Source organism: Buchnera aphidicola str. Ak (Acyrthosiphon kondoi), from assembly GCF_000225445.1.
GTDB classification, from domain to species: Bacteria; Pseudomonadota; Gammaproteobacteria; order Enterobacterales; family Enterobacteriaceae; genus Buchnera; species Buchnera aphidicola_A.
The window spans coordinates 269,620-287,312 of sequence record NC_017256.1 but is presented as its reverse complement, the minus strand read 5'-3'; the positions used below and the strand labels follow the sequence as shown (position 1 = coordinate 287,312).

The 17,693-nt window shown below is 27.2% G+C and carries 17 protein-coding genes, 3 tRNA genes and 1 rRNA gene; 9 read left to right on the top strand and 12 right to left on the bottom strand.

What is annotated here, in order from left to right:
- The first annotated feature begins 15 nt into the window (after nt 1-15).
- From lepA to acpS, 5 genes are all read left to right on the top strand, one after another.
- A complete protein-coding gene (gene lepA, locus BAKON_RS01320) occupies nt 16-1,809 on the top strand; it encodes a translation elongation factor 4 (RefSeq protein WP_044005635.1) in 1,794 nt (597 codons plus the stop codon).
- A gap of 15 nt (nt 1,810-1,824) precedes the next feature.
- Entirely contained in the window at nt 1,825-2,769 is a 945-nt protein-coding gene (gene lepB, locus BAKON_RS01315) for a signal peptidase I (RefSeq protein WP_014499412.1), read from the top strand.
- Between the two features lie 135 nt (nt 2,770-2,904).
- Nucleotides 2,905-3,585, top strand: coding sequence for a ribonuclease III (rnc, locus tag BAKON_RS01310; protein WP_014499411.1), 681 nt, complete (start codon nt 2,905-2,907; stop codon nt 3,583-3,585).
- Nucleotides 3,582-4,433, top strand: coding sequence for a GTPase Era (gene era / locus BAKON_RS01305; protein WP_014499410.1), 852 nt, complete (start codon nt 3,582-3,584; stop codon nt 4,431-4,433). The genes rnc and era overlap by 4 nt, the downstream gene beginning before the upstream one ends.
- Nucleotides 4,434-4,560: 127 nt before the next feature.
- A complete protein-coding gene (gene acpS, locus BAKON_RS01300) occupies nt 4,561-4,941 on the top strand; it encodes a holo-ACP synthase (RefSeq protein ID WP_014499409.1) in 381 nt (126 codons plus the stop codon).
- A 25-nt stretch (nt 4,942-4,966) separates the two neighbouring features.
- On the opposite strand, the gene tadA is transcribed toward acpS, so the two are convergent.
- Nucleotides 4,967-5,428, bottom strand: a complete 462-nt coding sequence (gene tadA / locus BAKON_RS01295) for a tRNA adenosine(34) deaminase TadA (protein ID WP_014499408.1) — start codon at nt 5,426-5,428, stop codon at nt 4,967-4,969.
- 8 nt (nt 5,429-5,436) lie between these two features.
- On the bottom strand, nt 5,437-5,925 hold the full coding sequence (gene smpB, locus BAKON_RS01290) for an SsrA-binding protein SmpB (RefSeq protein WP_014499407.1): 489 nt from the start codon (nt 5,923-5,925) through the stop codon (nt 5,437-5,439).
- An 89-nt stretch (nt 5,926-6,014) separates the two neighbouring features.
- Between smpB and BAKON_RS01285 the strand changes: the two genes are divergently transcribed.
- Nucleotides 6,015-6,311 (top strand): RnfH family protein, encoded by a 297-nt coding sequence (locus BAKON_RS01285; protein ID WP_014499406.1) that lies wholly within the window; start codon nt 6,015-6,017, stop codon nt 6,309-6,311.
- 32 nt (nt 6,312-6,343) lie between these two features.
- Here the strand turns inward: BAKON_RS01285 and BAKON_RS01280 are convergent, their stop codons facing one another.
- The 5 genes from BAKON_RS01280 to dnaQ all read right to left on the bottom strand — a co-directional run bounded on the left by BAKON_RS01280 (nt 6,344) and on the right by dnaQ (nt 9,092).
- Nucleotides 6,344-6,928, bottom strand: a complete 585-nt coding sequence (locus BAKON_RS01280) for a nucleotide exchange factor GrpE (protein WP_014499405.1) — start codon at nt 6,926-6,928, stop codon at nt 6,344-6,346.
- A 77-nt stretch (nt 6,929-7,005) separates the two neighbouring features.
- Nucleotides 7,006-7,482 (bottom strand): xanthine phosphoribosyltransferase, encoded by a 477-nt coding sequence (gpt, locus tag BAKON_RS01275; protein WP_014499404.1) that lies wholly within the window; start codon nt 7,480-7,482, stop codon nt 7,006-7,008.
- A gap of 105 nt (nt 7,483-7,587) precedes the next feature.
- The gene (gene lpcA, locus BAKON_RS01270; protein ID WP_014499403.1) at nt 7,588-8,169 is read right to left on the bottom strand and encodes a D-sedoheptulose 7-phosphate isomerase; all 582 of its coding nucleotides are present in this window, start codon (nt 8,167-8,169) and stop codon (nt 7,588-7,590) included.
- A gap of 58 nt (nt 8,170-8,227) precedes the next feature.
- Nucleotides 8,228-8,301: transfer RNA gene (locus BAKON_RS01265), tRNA-Asp, on the bottom strand.
- Nucleotides 8,302-8,372: 71 nt separating this feature from the next.
- On the bottom strand, nt 8,373-9,092 hold the full coding sequence (gene dnaQ / locus BAKON_RS01260) for a DNA polymerase III subunit epsilon (RefSeq protein WP_014499402.1): 720 nt from the start codon (nt 9,090-9,092) through the stop codon (nt 8,373-8,375).
- Nucleotides 9,093-9,148: 56 nt separating this feature from the next.
- On the opposite strand from dnaQ, the gene rnhA reads away from it, so the two are divergent.
- Nucleotides 9,149-9,619, top strand: coding sequence for a ribonuclease HI (gene rnhA, locus BAKON_RS01255; RefSeq protein WP_014499401.1), 471 nt, complete (start codon nt 9,149-9,151; stop codon nt 9,617-9,619).
- Nucleotides 9,620-9,665: 46 nt separating this feature from the next.
- Nucleotides 9,666-10,421: a hydroxyacylglutathione hydrolase gene (gloB, locus tag BAKON_RS03195; RefSeq protein WP_014499400.1), complete on the top strand. Its 756-nt coding sequence runs from the start codon at nt 9,666-9,668 to the stop codon at nt 10,419-10,421.
- Here the strand turns inward: gloB and BAKON_RS01250 are convergent.
- The 3 genes from BAKON_RS01250 to BAKON_RS01240 all read right to left on the bottom strand — a co-directional run bounded on the left by BAKON_RS01250 (nt 10,413) and on the right by BAKON_RS01240 (nt 12,175).
- Nucleotides 10,413-10,485, bottom strand: a tRNA-Ala gene (locus BAKON_RS01250). The genes gloB and BAKON_RS01250 overlap by 9 nt on opposite strands.
- A gap of 12 nt (nt 10,486-10,497) precedes the next feature.
- A tRNA-Ile gene (locus BAKON_RS01245) sits at nt 10,498-10,574 on the bottom strand.
- A 54-nt stretch (nt 10,575-10,628) separates the two neighbouring features.
- Nucleotides 10,629-12,175, bottom strand: a 16S ribosomal RNA gene (locus tag BAKON_RS01240).
- Nucleotides 12,176-12,593: 418 nt separating this feature from the next.
- On the opposite strand from BAKON_RS01240, the gene argS reads away from it, so the two are divergent.
- The gene (gene argS, locus BAKON_RS01235) at nt 12,594-14,324 is read left to right on the top strand and encodes an arginine--tRNA ligase (protein WP_014499399.1); all 1,731 of its coding nucleotides are present in this window, start codon (nt 12,594-12,596) and stop codon (nt 14,322-14,324) included.
- 133 nt (nt 14,325-14,457) lie between these two features.
- Here argS and flhA read toward each other — a convergent pair whose 3' ends face one another.
- Both flhA and flhB read right to left on the bottom strand, forming a co-directional pair.
- Nucleotides 14,458-16,545: a flagellar biosynthesis protein FlhA gene (gene flhA, locus BAKON_RS01230; protein WP_014499398.1), complete on the bottom strand. Its 2,088-nt coding sequence runs from the start codon at nt 16,543-16,545 to the stop codon at nt 14,458-14,460.
- Complete coding sequence (gene flhB, locus BAKON_RS01225; protein ID WP_014499397.1) at nt 16,538-17,689, bottom strand: flagellar biosynthesis protein FlhB; 1,152 nt, start codon at nt 17,687-17,689, stop codon at nt 16,538-16,540. Before flhB ends, flhA begins: the two co-directional genes overlap by 8 nt.
- Nucleotides 17,690-17,693 lie beyond the last annotated feature (4 nt).

Here is a 17,693-nt window from a genome sequence, read left to right as displayed (position 1 = left end):
TATGGTATAAAAAAGATGAAAAATATAAGAAATTTTTCTATTATAGCTCATATTGATCATGGAAAATCAACTCTATCTGATCGATTAATACAAATATGTGGTGGCTTATCTGAAAGAGAAATGTCTAATCAAGTATTAGATTCAATGGATTTAGAAAAAGAACGGGGAATTACTATTAAAGCTCAAAGTGTTATGATTGATTATAAAAATAAGAAAGGGGATATTTTTAATTTAAATTTTATTGATACTCCCGGTCATGTAGATTTTTCTTATGAAGTATCTCGATCATTAGCAGCATGTGAAGGAGCTTTGTTAGTTGTAGATGCTACTCAAGGAGTTGAAGCTCAAACTTTAGCTAATTGTTATACTGCATTAGAGATGAATTTAGAAATTGTACCAGTATTAAATAAAATCGATCTTCCGAATTCTAATACAGAAAAAGTAGCTAAAGAAATTGAAGACATTATAGGAATATCTGCATTAGATGCAATTAGGTGTTCTGCTAAAACAGGAGAGGGTATTGAAGATCTTATAGAACGCATTATTACTGATATTCCTCATCCTAACGGGTCAGTAGATGCCCCTTTGCAAGCTTTAATTATAGATTCATGGTTTGATAACTATCTAGGAGTAGTATCTTTAATTAGAATTAAAAATGGAATTTTATTTGAAAAAGATAAAATCCAAGTAATGAGCACCGGAAAAAATTATTTTGTTGATCAATTAGGAGTTTTTACACCTAAAAAATTAAATAAAGTTGAATTAAAATGTGGTGAAGTAGGATGGATTATTTGTGGTATAAAAAATATTATTGCTGCTCCTGTTGGAGATACATTAACAATAGCTAAAAATCCAGCGAAAAACACATTAATAGGATTTAAAAAAATTAAACCTCAAATATATGCTGGTCTATTTCCTGTTACATCAGATCAATATGAAACATTTAGAGATGCATTAGGAAAACTCAGTCTAAACGATTCTTCTTTATTTTATGAACCAGAAAGTTCCGCAGCTCTTGGTTTTGGATTTAGATGTGGATTTCTCGGTTTATTACATATGGAAATCATTCAAGCACGTTTAGAAAGAGAATATTCTATTAATTTAATTTCAACTGCTCCTACAGTAATTTATGAAATAGAATTAAACAATGGCAAAACAATCTATTTAGATACCCCTTCTAACTTTCCTAATACAAGTGAAATCAAAAGAATTAAGGAACCTATAGTAGAATGTAATATTTTATTACCTCCTCAATTTCTTGGACCAGTAATAAAATTATGTATAAAAAAAAGAGGTGTGCAAACTAATATGGTTTATCATACACATCAAGTATTATTAAAATATAATATACCTATGAATGAAGTAGTATTAAATTTTTTTGATGAGTTAAAGTCTGTATCTAGCGGATATGCTTCATTAGAATACGATTTTAAATGTTTTCAACCTGTAAAAATAGTTCGAATAGATATATTAATTAACTCAGAAAAAGTAGATGCATTAACAATATTATCTTATCATAAAAATGCACAACATCGTGCTCGTGAAATAGTTGAAAAAATGAAAACATTAATACCTCGACATCAATTTGATATTTCCATTCAAGCAACAATTAATAATTCTATTATAGCACGTTCAACTATCAAACAACTTAGAAAAAATGTATTAGCAAAATGCTATGGTGGTGATATTAGCAGAAAGAAAAAATTGTTAAAAAAACAAAAAGATGGAAAAAAAAGAATGAAAAAAATAGGCAATATCAACATGCCTAAAACAGTATTTCTTTCAATTTTAAATACTAGCAAAAATTAATATAAGGAAATTAAAATGGCTAACGTCTTAACTATTTTTTTATTAATTAGCACATTAATAACTGGAATATTTTGGATTTCTTATCGTATTAAAAATATTAAAAATTATTTAATTAATAAAAAAATAATTAAAAATAATCATTTGAATCAAAAAAATACAGTAAAATTAAAAAATAAAATATATTTTTTTGAATCCTTAGCATCATTTTTTCCAATTTTTTTAATAATATTCATTATACGTTCATTTATTTACGAACCTTTTCAAATTCCTTCTGGTTCTATGATGCCTACTCTTTTAGTAGGTGATTTTATTTTAGTAGAAAAGTTTTCATATGATATTAAGGAACCAATTACACATAAAACATTAATACATATAAAAAACCCTGAACGTGGTGATGTCGTGGTTTTTAAGTATCCTAAAGATCATCATATAGACTATATTAAACGTATAATAGGATTACCTGGAGACAAGATAACATATAATATTAATAATAAACATATAAAAATATGCACAAATTATTTAAACAAAAAAAAATGTCAGGAAAAATTATTTATTAATTATTCAAAACCTGAATCAAGTAACTTTATTCAAAAAATATATTTCTTTAACAAAAAAGATAAATTAGAAGAAAAAAAAGTATATAATTCATTATATTTTGATCTTATTGAAGAAAATATTAACAATATTAAACATAAAATATTGTTATTAAATAATATTAATAATCCAAAGAAAGATTTTTTTCAACAAGAAAATATGCCTAAATTAACTTGGATTGTACCTAAAGATGAATATTTTATGATGGGAGATAATCGTGATAATAGTTTAGATAGTCGTTATTGGGGTTTTGTACCTGAGAAAAACTTAGTGGGAAAAGCCATTAAAATATGGATGAGTTTTGATAAAAATGAAAATGAATGGCCTACTGGTATACGTATAAACAGAATTGGAAATATATATTAGAAAGAATTAATATAGTAAAAATATAATTAGTATTATATATTTATATTGACATGCATCTTCAATTTTATCAAATTTTCTATTTTTCCTGTTATATATATATGTAATCAATGAAAATATTATTGAAATTGGTATAACATGAATCATATCGTAACAAAAAAAATACAAAAAGTACTAGGATATACTTTTACTCATAAAGATCTTCTAAAGCAAGCATTAACACATCGTAGTGCAAGTAGCAAACATAATGAACGACTAGAATTTTTAGGTGATTCTATTTTAAGCTTTGTAATTGCTAGTGCTTTATATCAACATTTTCCATATATTGATGAAGGTGATATGAGTCGTATGAGAGCAACTTTAGTTAGAGGTAATACCTTAGCAGAAATTGCATATGAATTTGATTTGGGGGAATATTTACAATTAGGTCAAGGAGAATTAAAGAGTGGAGGTTTTCGTCGTGAATCTATTTTAGCAAATACTGTAGAAGCTCTTATTGGAAGTATTTATTTAGATAGTAATATTAAAACAGTAGAAGAGTTAATTTTAAAATGGTACGAAAAACGTTTAGAAAATATTAGTCCTGGAGACACTCAAAAAGATCCCAAAACACGATTACAAGAATATTTGCAATCAAAACATTTATCTTTACCTACATATTTTATAGTTGAAGTATATGGTGAAGCTCATAATCAATTATTCACCATCCATTGTAAAATTAGTATAATTTCAGAATATTTAATTGGTACTGGTTCTAGTAGAAGAAAAGCTGAACAAGACGCAGCACAGAAAGCATTAATTCAATTGGGTGTAGAGTGAAAAAAAAACAACAATATTGTGGATATATAAGTATTATTGGAAAAGCAAATGTTGGTAAATCAACATTACTAAATAATATAATAGGAAAAAAAATTTCTATTGTATCAAGAAAAAAAAATACAACACAAAGTAATATTACAGGAATCAAAACACAAAATTATCATCAATTCATTTATATCGATACACCGGGGATTATTTTTGACAAAAAAAACAATCAAATTCAATACAAGAAAAATAATTTTTATGAAATAATAAAAACTTCAATATTAATAATTTTTATTATCGATCGAGTATATTGGACAGAAGAGGATGAAAAGATTTTAAACGAAATAAAAAAAAATAAAATACCAATTATTATTGCAATCAATAAAATTGACAAAATAACTAAAAAAATAATTTTATTACCTTTTATTGCTTTTCTTAAAAAGAAAATTGATATCGTAGAAATTATTCCTATTTCTGCGAAAAGAAAAAAAAGTATAATTACATTGAACGATATAATTAAATCTTATTTACCAAAAACATCTCATATATATCCTGAATTTTATATTACAACTAATTCTAAATTTTTTACAACATCTGAAATTATTCGAGAACAATTAATATTATTTTTAGGAGATGAACTGCCTTCTATAATAAAAGTAGAAATTGAATCTTTTTATAAAAAAGAACAAATATCACTTCATATAAGAGCTGTAATTTGGGTAGAGAATATAAGACAAAAGGGTATTGTAATTGGTCATAATGGAGAGAAAATAAAAAAAATTAGCATTATTGCAAGAAATAATATAGAAAAAGAATTTCATATTAAAACTCATCTACTCTTGTGGGTTAAATATAAAAATTAAAAAAATAATAGAGACATAACTAATTTTTTAAAATTAGTTAAAAGTTGAAATATTTAACTAATTTTAAAAAAAATAATCATGTTTTTAAACAATATAAATTTTACTTATAAAAGGTGTATTTTTTAAAATGTCAATTGTAGGCGTAGGAATAGATTTCATAGAAATATTACGTATTAAAAACATTTTTTTGAATTATGGCAACAAATTTGCTAAAAGAATTTTATCTCTAGAAGAGTGGAAAAAATATCTTTTGAGTAAGAACAATATTAATTTTCTTGCAAAAAAATTTGCTGCTAAAGAAGCGGCTTCTAAAGCATTAGGGACAGGTATAAATTATGGAATAACATTTAATCAATTAGAATTTTATAGTGATAAACTAGGAAAGCCAAAATTACGTTTTTTTAAGAATGCTTTAAAGAAATCTAAAGAAATAAAATGTAAATCTATACATGTAAGTATATCTGATCAAAAATTACATGCTTATGCTTTAGTTATTTTAGAAAATTAATTTAAATTGTTTACAAATATAAATTTTATTTTTTTCTTTTTTTTTTAAAAAAGTCAATTAAAATATTAGAACATTCACGTTTCATAACATTTTTTTTAATATCTAAATTATAATGTTTTTGTGAATCGAAAAAAATATTTTTAAAAGAAAATTTAGCATCTACTTTTTCACAATTTGTACCAAATACTAAACGTTTAATTCGACTGTGTATGATCGCTCCACAACACATGATACAAGGTTGTAACGTTACATATAATGTAGTATTTAACAAACGATAGTTTTTTATATTTTTTCCTGCATGACGCAATGCTATAATTTCTGCATGTGCAGTTGGATCATTAGTAGCAATAGACTTATTCCAGCCTATTCCAATTATACGTTCTTTAAATACTAATACAGCACCTATAGGAATTTCACCTTTTTCTTTAGCATAATATGCGTATTTTAAAGCAATAGTCATCCAATGTTTATCTTTTTTATATCTCATAAAATATTTTAATACATTTTTTTAGTTTTTTTAAGTATTTTTAATCTTTCTTTTTCCCAATCTTTATTTTTTATATTTATTCTTTTATCTTGTATGCTTTTACCTTTTGCCAATCCAAACTCTAATTTACACCAAGATTTTTTCCAGAATAAAGATAATGAAATCATTGTATATCCTGTATTTTTTTTCTTAAAAGATAATAAATCAATTTCATTTTTATGTAATAATAATTTTCTTTTTCTTGTTGGATCACAAAAAATATGATTTGAAGACATATTCAAAGGTTGAATTAAGGAATTACAAAGATACATCTCATTAAGATAGTTTGTTATATAACTTTCTGAAATATTTACTTTTCCTGATCTGATAGATTTAACTTCCCAACCTTCTAATACTAGACCAGATTGAAATACCTTTTCTATAAAATAATTATGATATGCTTTTTTATTAATTACAATTTTAGATGACTTGTTATGAGCTTTTTTTTTATTTAACATAATTAAATTTATTCCAAAGGAAAAATAAGTTAAAATAATCTTTACATTACATTTAAAAAAATAAATCAAAAAGAAATTTTGATAAAAATATGAATATTATTAAAGTAACTATTGTTTATGCTTTATCAGAGATTCAATATATTTATAATGTTAAGATTAAATCAGGATCTAATGTAAAAGATGCTATATTAGCATCAAATTTATTAAATTTAATAAATAATATTTCATTTTATAAAAACAGTTTTGGAATATACAATAAAAAAGTACATTTAAAATCAAAAATAAAAGATGGAGATAGAATTGAAGTTTATAGAAATTTAATTATAGATCCAAAAGAATGGAGAAGAAAAAATATTTTTAGATTTAATAACAGAAAAAAAATTTAATAATATTATTAAACCTAAAAAATATATTATTTTTATATTTTTTTCTTTGAAACTATAACCATGGCAGGACGTAATAAACGAGTTTCGTGAAGAATATAACCTGGCTGCATAACTGTAACTATTTGATTAGATTCTATTGTATCAGTATAATGAATCGACATAGCTTGATGAATAGATGGATCAAATGATATATTTATGTTATCTATTTTTTTAATATTAAATAAAGCAAAAGATTTTTTTAATAATTTATGAGTAAATTTTAACTTATTTAAAATCTCTATATAATTGGCTTCTGTTTTTTTTGTTTCCATTAAACTCAAAGCGCGTTCGATATTATCAACAATAGGAAGAAAGTCTATAATTAATTTTTCTAAAGAAAATTTAATAGATTTTTCAATCTCTTTATTAGATCTATTATAAACTAATGTTTTTTCTTTTTCTATTATTTTTTCTTTTTCTATTATTTTTTCTTTAGATTCTTTTAACTGAATTTCCAAAAATTGAATTAAATTTTTTTTTATTAAGTAATCACTGTCATTTTTTTCATTATTGATTTTTTTATTTTTTTCATCATCATTAGTTTTTTTTTCTAATTTTTCTTCTTTTTTATTCATCATAAAAACATCCTTTTTTAGTATGTATTTATTTTTAAAAATTTTTTAGTAAAAATATTGTTTTATTTAAGTAAGAATGTTTATTTGATTTTATATTTTTTAATAAGAGGAGGAATGTAAGAAATTGACATATCCCATGGTTGTTCGATCCATACATTTTGAGGGATATCTATAATATAGTCATCGACTAATAAACGACCCATTGGTTTGGCAAAAATAGTTACAAAGTATGCTTTTGGATATAAGTTACGAATAATTTTTGCAGTACCACCAGTGTCTACTAGATCGTCTATGACGATAATCTGTTCTCCATCACCTTCTGCTTTTTTAATTATTTTTCTATTTTTCCTTAAGCAATCATAATTATAACTTTCAATACATACAGTATCAACACATCGAACACCTGTCTCTCGAGCTAATAAAGCTGATGGAACAAGTCCACCACGACTTACAGCAATTATTCCATTCCAAGAATGTATTTTTTTAAGCAATCGATTAGCTAATTTTCTTGTATAAATTTGAAGCATATCCCAGGTAACAATGTATTTCTCACTCATAAAAAGAAATTCCGAAACTATAAAATAGTATTTATTAAAAAGTGGAAATAACTTGAAATTATTATAGGATTTTAGTGTAGTTAAAATAAATTATTTAATAAATATTTAGTTTTTTTGCATTTCTTTTTCAATGATTAATATCAATATGTGAATAATTTTAATATGCATTTCCTGTATTCGATCGGAATATCCGTAATAAGGAATACAAATTTCTATATCAGATAAATTTTTAATTTTACCTGCGTTATTTCCTGTCAAAACAACTACTTTCATGTCTTTTTTCTTTGCTGCTTCTATAGCTTTAATGATATTTAAAGAGTTTCCAGAAGTAGAAATTGCTAATAATATATCTCCTGTAGATCCCATGCTTTCAATAAATCGTGAAAATATTTGATCATATCCAAAATCATTTCCTACCGCAGAAATATAACTGCTATCAGAAATAGATATTGCAGGATATCCAGATCTTTTTTTTCTATACACACTAGTTAATTCTTCTGAAAAATGTAATGCATCACAATGCGAACCTCCGTTTCCACATGATATTACTTTTTTACCATTTTTAAATGATTCTGCAATTAAGATAGCTGATTTTTGAATTTTTTTTATTTGATCATCATCTTTTAAAAATTTTTTTAATATTTTTAGTGTAGCATCAAATTCAGAAAAAATTATTTTTTTATACATAAATTTAAGTTAATAATTTATTAATGGAAATAATGAAATATTATTTTTTAATTTTTTTCGGTGCGGACGGGATTCGAACCCGCGACCCCCGGCGTGACAGGCCGGTATTCTAACCAACTGAACTACCACACCTTGTTAGTATTTTTACATTGTACATATTTTAAAAAAATCAGTCAATAATCTTTTTTATATTTATTTGATAATTAATACCATAAACATATACTATTATCATCTATCATAGATTGTAGATATTTTTTATGTAAATCCATTTCTTTTAATGTAGGATATAATATTCTTAAAGAAGAATTTTTTCTCTTAATATTCTTTTTTAAATTTTGAGGGTTTTTTTTATGATCAATTGTATTGAAAGAAAACATAGATTCTTGACCACCTGTCATTAAGAGATATAATTTACCTAAAAGATAAGCATCTACAATGGCGCTATGTACTTTTCTATGAGATTTATTTATTTTATAACGTTTACATAAAGCATCCAATGTATTTTTTTTTCCAGGAAATAACATTCGAGCTATTTTTAATGTATCAATAATAGAACAAAATGTATTAATGTTTTTTATTTTATGATTTAAAATTTCTAGTTCTTGATTTATAAATCCTAAATCGAATGAAGCATTATGAATGACTAATTCAGAGTTTTTAACATAATTTAAAAATTGATCAGAAATATCTTTAAAGAAAGGTTTATCTGACAAGAAAGAATTAGTAATACCGTGAATTTTTAACGCTCCAGATTCTATTAATCTATTAGGTTGAATATAAACATGAAAATTATTTCCTGTAAAACGACGATTAATAATTTCTACAGCACCAATTTCTATGACTCTATGATTTATATGAGGAAGGCTTATTTTATTTATGCCTGTTGTTTCCGTATCTAATATGATAGTTCTTTTTTTATTCATGATTTTTTTAAATTACTTTAATATAATCAAAATGATTTACAGGAATAACTATAATTATGTTAAAAACAGTTAAAATATTTACAGATGGTTCTTGTTTAGGAAATCCTGGTGCAGGAGGATATGGCACAATATTACGTTATAAAAGACATGAAAAAATATTAACTGCAGGATTTTACTTAACTACTAATAATCGAATGGAATTGATGGCTGTGATATCAGGTTTAGAATTTCTCAATCAATCATGTTTTGTTGAGATTACAACAGATAGTTTATACGTAAAGAAAGGAGTTATTAATTGGATACCTATATGGAAAAAAAAAAATTGGAAAACTACAAAAAAAAAATCTGTCAAAAATATAGATTTATGGTTACGTATGAATAAATCTTTAAAAAAACATTTAGTAACCTGGTTGTGGATAAAAGCTCATATTGGTCATTTAGAGAACGAAAGATGCGATATAATAGCACGTCAATCTGCTAAAAATCCTTCAATTAAAGATACTTATTATGAAACTAGTAAATTATAAAATATAATAATTTTCTAAAAAATAGATATATTTAGAGAAAATAAATATGATGATAAAAAAAATACTGATTTTAGTGGATAACTATGTTTGGTTTCTTTATGATATTCGTGGTTTTTGTCTAATTGTAGATCCTGGATTATCTGAACCTGTAATACAACTAATAGAGAAAGAAAAATGGCAGCCAAGGGCTATTTTATTAACTCATAATCATATCGATCACACTGGAGGTGTGCAAAAAATTGTTGAACGTTTTCCTCAAATAACTGTCTTCGGACCTAAAGAAACAAAACAATATGGTGTTAATAAAATTGTTACCGAAGGGGATAAAATTATCATTTTAGATAAAATTTTTTACGTTTTTTTTACGCCGGGTCACACATCAGGTCATGTTTCTTACTATAGCAATCCATATCTTTTTTGCGGAGATACTCTTTTTTCTGGAGGTTGTGGACGTGTATACCTAAACAAATATTTAGAAATGTATAATTCTATACAAAAAATTTCTTCTCTTCCAAATAATACTTTTTTATGCTGTTCTCACGAATACACTGTATCAAATTTAAAATTTTCTATTTTTTTATGTCCTGATGATAAATTAATTAATTTATATTTTGAAAAAATTAAAAATAGATTAATACTTGGTAAGTCTAGCTTACCTTCTTATATTTTATTTGAAAAAAAAGTTAATTTGTTTTTAAGGACGAATGAAGACTCCCTTAAAAGAGCGATGGGATTAAAGAATAGTTGCACTTCTTTTGAAGTATTTTTAAATTTAAGATTAAAAAAAGATTTTTGGAGCTAAGCGGGATTGAACCGCTGACCTCCTGCGTGCAAGGCAGGCGCTCTCCCAGCTGAGCTATAGCCCCAGATAATTTTTATGGTAGGCCTGAGTGGAATTGAACCACCGACCTCACCCTTATCAGGGGTGCGCTCTAACCATCTGAGCTACAAGCCTTCTAATTTTTTATTAGATAATTTGTGTGGGCACTTTCAAAAAAGTATATATTTTTAAGGAGGTGATCCAACCGCAGGTTCCCCTACGGTTACCTTGTTACGACTTCACCCCAGTCATGAATCACAAAGTGGTAAGCGCCTTCCTTTTAAGGGGTTAGGATACCTGCTTCTTTTGCAACCCACTCCCATGGTGTGACGGGCGGTGTGTACAAGGCCCGGGAACGTATTCACCGTGGCATTCTGATCCACGATTACTAGCGATTCCGACTTCGTGGAGTCGAGTTGCAGACTCCAGTCCGGACTACGATTTACTTTATGAGGTTTGCTTGTCTTTGCAGATTTGCTTCTCTTTGTATAAACCATTGTAGCACGTGTGTAGCCCTGGTCGTAAGGGCCATGATGACTTGACGTCGTCCCCACCTTCCTCCGGTTTATAACCGGCAGTCTCCTCTGAGTTCCCGGCCGAACCGCTGGCAACAGGGGATAAGGGTTGCGCTCGTTGCGGGACTTAACCCAACATTTCACAACACGAGCTGACGACAGCCATGCAGCACCTGTCTCACAGTTCCCTAAGGCACTTCTTTATTTCTAAAGAATTCTGTGGATGTCAAGACCAGGTAAGGTTTTTCGCGTTGCATCGAATTAAACCACATGCTCCACCGCTTGTGCGGGCCCCCGTCAATTCATTTGAGTTTTAGCCTTGCGGCCGTACTCCCCAGGCGGTCGACTTAATGCGTTAGCTTCGGAAGTCACTTCTCTTGGAAACAACCTCCAAGTCGACATCGTTTACGGCATGGACTACCAGGGTATCTAATCCTGTTTGCTCCCCACGCTTTCGCGCCTCAGTGTCAGTATTCGTTTAGGAGGCCGCTTTCGCCACGGGTATTCCTCCAGATATCTACGCATTTCACCGCTACACCTAGAATTCTACCTCCCTCTACGAGACTCTAGTTTTTCAGTTTCAAATGCAGTTCCTAGGTTGAGCCTAGGGATTTCACACCTGACTTAAAAAACCACCTACGCGCTCTTTACGCCCAGTAATTCTGATTAACGCTTGCACCCTCCGTATTACCGCGGCTGCTGGCACGGAGTTAGCCGGTGCTTCTTCTGCGGGTAACGTCACGAAATAAAATTATTAGTTTTATTTTTTCCTCCCCGCTGAAAGTACTTTACAACCCTAAGGCCTTCTTCATACACGCGGCATAGCTGCATCAGGCTTGCGCCCATTGTGCAATATTCCCCACTGCTGCCTCCCGTAGGAGTCTGGACCGTGTCTCAGTTCCAGTGTGGCTGGTTATCCTCTCAGACCAGCTAGAGATCGTTGCCTTGGTAGGCTATTACCCTACCAACAAGCTAATCTCGTCTGGGTTCATCCAAAAGCATGAGGCCGAAAAGGTCCCCCACTTTGGTTTTTCAACTTTATGCGGTATTAGCTACCATTTCTAGTAGTTATCCCCCTCTTTTGGGTAGATCCCCAGATATTACTCACCCGTTTGCCGCTCGCCGACAAGAGAGCAAGCTCTCTTTTCGCTGCCGCTCGACTTGCATGTGTTAGGCTTGCCGCCAGCGTTCAATCTGAGCCATGATCAAACTCTTCAATTGAAAAACTTTTCTTAAAGAAAAAAAAATCTTTAAGATATTTTTAAATAAAAAAATAAATTTTGTACTTAATTGTCTGTGCCCACACAGATTATCTAATATATTTTTAAAGAGCGTTTTTATATTTGAAACTTTATGTTAAGAGATTACATTTTTTTTATTCTATTGTCAACACTTTTATGAAAAATTTTTAATTTTTGCTGTTCTTATTACCAGGCATTATTTTTATATCTTCAATAAAAAAACAAATAACTGAAAATTATATTTAATAAAAAACTAAAAAAATATAAAATAAAATGTATTTTTAAAAAATTAAAATTATGATTCTAATTTCATAAAATACTATAAAATATATATTTTTGCAATTTTTTAAAATACAACTAAAATATTTTATATAGTGTAACAAAATAAGGTTTTTATAATGAATTTAAAAAAAATAATACAAAAAGACATTGAAAACGCTTTAATTAAAATAGGTCTTATAGACTGCAACCCTATTATTATATCGAACAAAAAAATAGAACTAGGTCATTATCAACTTAATAATCTAATAAAAATAGCCAGTATATCAAAACTAGAACCATATGAATTATTTAAGATAATAATATTTAATATGAAAAAAGAACATGAATACATGTATAAGAAAATCACATTTTCTCAGCCAGGTTTTATTAATATCTTTATCAATAATCATTGGATCTCTGAACAATTAGAAAAAATTTTTATTTCATCACGTCTTGGTATCAATTACGTTAAATCGCAAAACATTGTGATTGATTATTCTTCTCCAAATATTGCAAAAGAAATGCATGTTGGACATTTACGTTCGACAATTATTGGAGATGTTATGGCAAGAACATTAGATTTTTTAGGACATAATGTAATTAGAGCAAACCATATTGGTGACTGGGGGACACAGTTCGGTATGTTAATTGCATATTTAGAAAATAAAAAACTAAAAAACTATGATATCTCTCTTTCAAAATTAGAAGAATTTTACTGTAAAGCTAAGAAAAAATACGATATTGATCAGTTATTTGCAAAAAAATCTAGAGAATACGTAGTCAAATTACAAAATGGAGATCAATATTGTTATTCTATTTGGAAAAAATTAGTATCTATTACAATGGTCGAAAATTATAAAATATATAAAAGACTGAATGTAACTCTAAAAGAAAATCATACTATGGGAGAAAGTTTGTATAATAAAATGCTTCCTAATATTATTCAAGATCTTCAAAAGAAAAAAATAGCAATTAAAAAAGACGGTTCTATAATTGTTTTTTTAAAAGAATTTAAGAATAGATTAGGAGAATCTATGGGTGTAGTTATTCAAAAACAAGATCAAGGTTTTTTATATTCGACTACTGATATTGCTTGTTTTAAATATAGATATCAAATATTACATGCTGATCGTATTATATATTACACTGATTCTCGTCAGAATCAGCATTTAATGCAAGCATGGACGATTGCTAAAAAAGCTAATTATATATCGCAGGATTTATCTTTAGAACATCATATGTTCGGAATGATGTTATCAAAAAATAAACGCCCATTTAAAACTCGTGATGGTAATACTATAAAGCTTTCGGCACTTCTTGATGAAGCCATAGAAAGAGCAATGTATTTAATTAAAAATAAAAAGTCTAATTTATCTAAAAAAAAATTGACTCAGTTAGCTAATATAATAGGTATTAGTGCAGTAAAATATGCAGATTTGTCTAAAAATAGAAATACAAATTATGTATTTGATTGGGATGAAATGCTTAGCTTTGAAGGTAACACTGCACCTTATATTCAATATGCTTATACAAGAATCATTTCTATTTTAAAAAAATCTATTATACCTATAAATAAATTAAAAGAAAAAATTATTTTAAAAAAAACAAGTGAAATAAATTTAGCTATTAAAATATTAGAATTTGAAGAAATTATTCTATTAATTTCTAAAAGAGGAACCCCTCATATTTTGTGTAAATATCTTTATCAACTTGCAACAAGTTTTTCTAATTTTTATCAAAATTGCTCTATACTTTTTTCTAAAAAAATAAAAACTCGTAAAACCAGACTTAAATTATCTATTTTAACAGCTAAAACCTTAAAAAAAGGACTAAACATGCTTGGTATCACAGTTGTAAAAAAAATGTAAAATACACAATTTAAGTTACATTTATCCTGATAATTTCAGCGAGGTGAGGAAATAATATAGTACTTAATATGCACTACTTACTACCACACCAATCTGCATAAAGAAAATATAAATAAAATAATTCTATAGTTTTTTACATACCAATAATATTAGTCATTTTTATTTTTTTAACATCTGCAATTTCAAATTGAGATAAAACAGTTAATTCTGGAAAACTGTTTCGCAAAAATTTTGATAAAAAATATCGTAAGGGATGAGTCACTAATAATACAAGAGGAGAACCTATTAATAATTGTTTTTTAATAGCTTCTTTTGTTTTTATTAATAAATTTTCAGATAAAGTAGGTTCTATCGTATTAGTTCCTGATTTTAAACTATTTAATAATAATTGTTCTAAATTTGATTCTAATCCTATTATTTCAATTATACTATTTTGATTAAATAATTTCTGTATAATAATTTTGCGTAATGCAATACGTACAATACTAGTTAATTCATTTGGATCTTTTTGAGTGTCTGCACACTCTGATAATGTTTCTAAAATAGTTCTCATATCACGAATCGGAACATGTTCTAATAATAAGTTTTTAAGAACTTTATGAAGAACTGTTAAATTAATTATATTTGGAATTAAATCTTCAGTTAATTTTGGCATTCCCATACCAACATGTTCTAATAATTGTTGAGCTTCTTGGCGACCAAATAATTCATCAATATGATTAGTAATTAAAAAATTTAAATGTGTTGAAATTACAACACTAGATTCTATAACAGAATAACCTTTTTTTTGAGCTGTATTTCTAAATTCTTCATCAATCCAATAACCAGATAAACCAAAAGTTGGTTCATGTATTTTTTCAAAAGGCAAAGGTTCTGTTTCTCTACCTGAATGAATAGCCATAAAACGTCCATAAAAACATTTTCCACTACCTACTTCTACTCCTTTGATAAAAATACGATAAATATTTCCTGATAAATTCATATTATTTTTAATACGCACTAACGGAGGTAAAAATCCAATTTCTTGAGCAATTTTTTTTCGAACTATACGAATCCTATCTAATAAGTCACCTTTTTGATTAACATCAGTCATTGGTGTTAATTTATAACCTATTTCTATTCTAATCGGGTCTTCTAGTTCAACATCATTCCAAGATGCTTCTAAAATTGAATCATGTATTAATTTATATTTTTTATCAGAACCTAAAAAATTACTTTCTAGATTATATTTTTTTTCATATGACCACCAAGACAAGATAAACAATAAAACTGTAAAAACTAAAAATATAATATTTGGCATGCCTGGTACTAAACCAAGAACACCTAAAACAATTGCACTTAATAAAATAACTTGAGGATTATAAAACAATTGACTAACCATTTGTTCCCCAACGTTCTGATTACTACTAACACGTGTTACGATAACTCCTGCTGCAGTAGAAATAACCAAAGCTGGAATTTGAGCAACTAAACCGTCTCCAATAGTTAACAGTGTATAGACTTCTACAGCTTTATTTAACAGCATATGATGCTGTATTAAACCAATAATTAAACCTCCAAAAATATTAATAATCATTATTAAAATGCCAGCGATTGCATCTCCACGTACAAATTTACTAGCACCATCCATCGACCCATAAAAATCAGCTTCTTGTGTTATTTTTATGCGACGTTTTTTAGCTTTTTCTTCACCAATCAAACCTGCATTTAAATCAGCATCAATTGCCATTTGTTTCCCAGGCATAGCATCTAATATAAATCGTGCTCCAACTTCTGCTATTCTGCTAGCTCCTTTAGTAATAACAATGAAATTAATAATTACTAAGATTATAAATACAACTATTCCAATAGCAAAATTTCCACCTACTAAAAAATGTCCAAATGATTCAATTACTCTTCCTGCTGAATCTGCTCCAGTATGACCTCTTAAAAAAATAATACGAGTAGAAGCCACATTTAAAGCTAAACGTAATAATGTAGAGAAAAGTAAAATAGTTGGAAAAGCAGTAAACTCTAAAGTATGACGAGTAAACATAGAAACAAGTAAAATTATTATTGATAATGCGATATTAAAAGTAAAGAAAACATCTAAAACAAAAGGTGCTAACGGTAAAACCATCATTGACAAAATCATTAAAATAAGTATTGGACCCGCAAGTATTTGCCATTGAGTTGTTTTTAAACTTTTTATAATACGAAAAAAAGAAGAAAAGTTAATCATTAGTTTTATGTTCTCCTGTAAAAATTAATTCTGACGGAACCGATATATTTCTAGGTTTTTCAGGGAAAATACCACCGTCTTTTTTCCATTTTCGTACTTTCCAAACCCATGCTAAAACTTCTGCAACAGCCTTGTAAAGAGGACTGGGAATATATTGTCCTATTTCAGAATAACGGTATAATGAACGAGCTAATGATGGTGCTGAAATAATAGAGATATTATTTTTGAGAGCTAAATGTTGTATTTTAATAGCCATTTCACCTATACCTTTACCTATTACTTTAGGCGCATTCATTTTTCTTTCATCATATTTCAGTGCAATGGAATAATGTATAGGATTAGTTATAATTACATCGGCTGTAGGAATATCTGAAATCATTTTTCTGCGCATAGCAGCCTTCATTGCTCGACGGATACGTATTTTAATATTTGGATTTCCTTCTTTCTCTCTTAATTCATCTTTGATTTCTTGACGAGTCATTTTTATTTTTTTATAGTAGTTGAATTGTTGCCAAATAATATCTAAAAAAACAATAGGCGCTAATCCAAATATAATTAAAAAACAACAAGAAAAAATTATATTACATCCATGTGATAATGCAGATATATAACTTTCTTTAATTAAAAAGAGTATTTCAGAAAAAGAAATTGACAAATACCAAAAAGATATACTACTAACTATAAATAACTTTAATATTATCTTTATAAGTTCTGCTATTATTTGCACAGAAAACATTCTCTTTAAACCATCAAAAGGATTTAATTTTGCAAAATTAAATTTTAATGATTTAAAATTTAACTCAATACCACTAAAAAGTATAGGAGGTATTATAATTACAATTAATAAAGATAATAAAAATGGAAAAAAAATAAAAAATATATTTTTTAAAGATATAAATATTTCTAGTAAAGTACTGTTTTCATTTAAAAAATCATTTTTATTGAAATCAAAACTATTACACATTATTTTACCGAGATTAAAAATAATTAAATCTCTATACCACCATAAATTTATAAATCCTACTAATAAAATAAATAAAGAATTCAGTTCTCTAGAATATCTTGTTTTTCCTTTTTTGCGAAATTTTCTAACACGATGCTCGGTGGGATTTTCTGTTTTTTCCTCACTAATATTATCGTTCATTATA

Coding starts and splice junctions, on each gene's coding strand:
- lepA (WP_044005635.1), top strand. CDS start 16: ATGAAAAATATAAGAAATTTTTCTATTATAGCTCATATTGATCATGGA.
- lepB (WP_014499412.1), top strand. CDS start 1,825: ATGGCTAACGTCTTAACTATTTTTTTATTAATTAGCACATTAATAACT.
- rnc (WP_014499411.1), top strand. CDS start 2,905: ATGAATCATATCGTAACAAAAAAAATACAAAAAGTACTAGGATATACT.
- acpS (WP_014499409.1), top strand. CDS start 4,561: ATGTCAATTGTAGGCGTAGGAATAGATTTCATAGAAATATTACGTATT.
- tadA (WP_014499408.1), bottom strand. CDS start 5,428: ATGAGATATAAAAAAGATAAACATTGGATGACTATTGCTTTAAAATAC.
- smpB (WP_014499407.1), bottom strand. CDS start 5,925: ATGTTAAATAAAAAAAAAGCTCATAACAAGTCATCTAAAATTGTAATT.
- BAKON_RS01285 (WP_014499406.1), top strand. CDS start 6,015: ATGAATATTATTAAAGTAACTATTGTTTATGCTTTATCAGAGATTCAA.
- BAKON_RS01280 (WP_014499405.1), bottom strand. CDS start 6,928: ATGATGAATAAAAAAGAAGAAAAATTAGAAAAAAAAACTAATGATGAT.
- gpt (WP_014499404.1), bottom strand. CDS start 7,482: ATGAGTGAGAAATACATTGTTACCTGGGATATGCTTCAAATTTATACA.
- lpcA (WP_014499403.1), bottom strand. CDS start 8,169: ATGTATAAAAAAATAATTTTTTCTGAATTTGATGCTACACTAAAAATA.
- dnaQ (WP_014499402.1), bottom strand. CDS start 9,092: ATGAATAAAAAAAGAACTATCATATTAGATACGGAAACAACAGGCATA.
- rnhA (WP_014499401.1), top strand. CDS start 9,149: ATGTTAAAAACAGTTAAAATATTTACAGATGGTTCTTGTTTAGGAAAT.
- gloB (WP_014499400.1), top strand. CDS start 9,666: ATGATGATAAAAAAAATACTGATTTTAGTGGATAACTATGTTTGGTTT.
- argS (WP_014499399.1), top strand. CDS start 12,594: ATGAATTTAAAAAAAATAATACAAAAAGACATTGAAAACGCTTTAATT.
- flhA (WP_014499398.1), bottom strand. CDS start 16,545: ATGATTAACTTTTCTTCTTTTTTTCGTATTATAAAAAGTTTAAAAACA.
- flhB (WP_014499397.1), bottom strand. CDS start 17,689: ATGAACGATAATATTAGTGAGGAAAAAACAGAAAATCCCACCGAGCAT.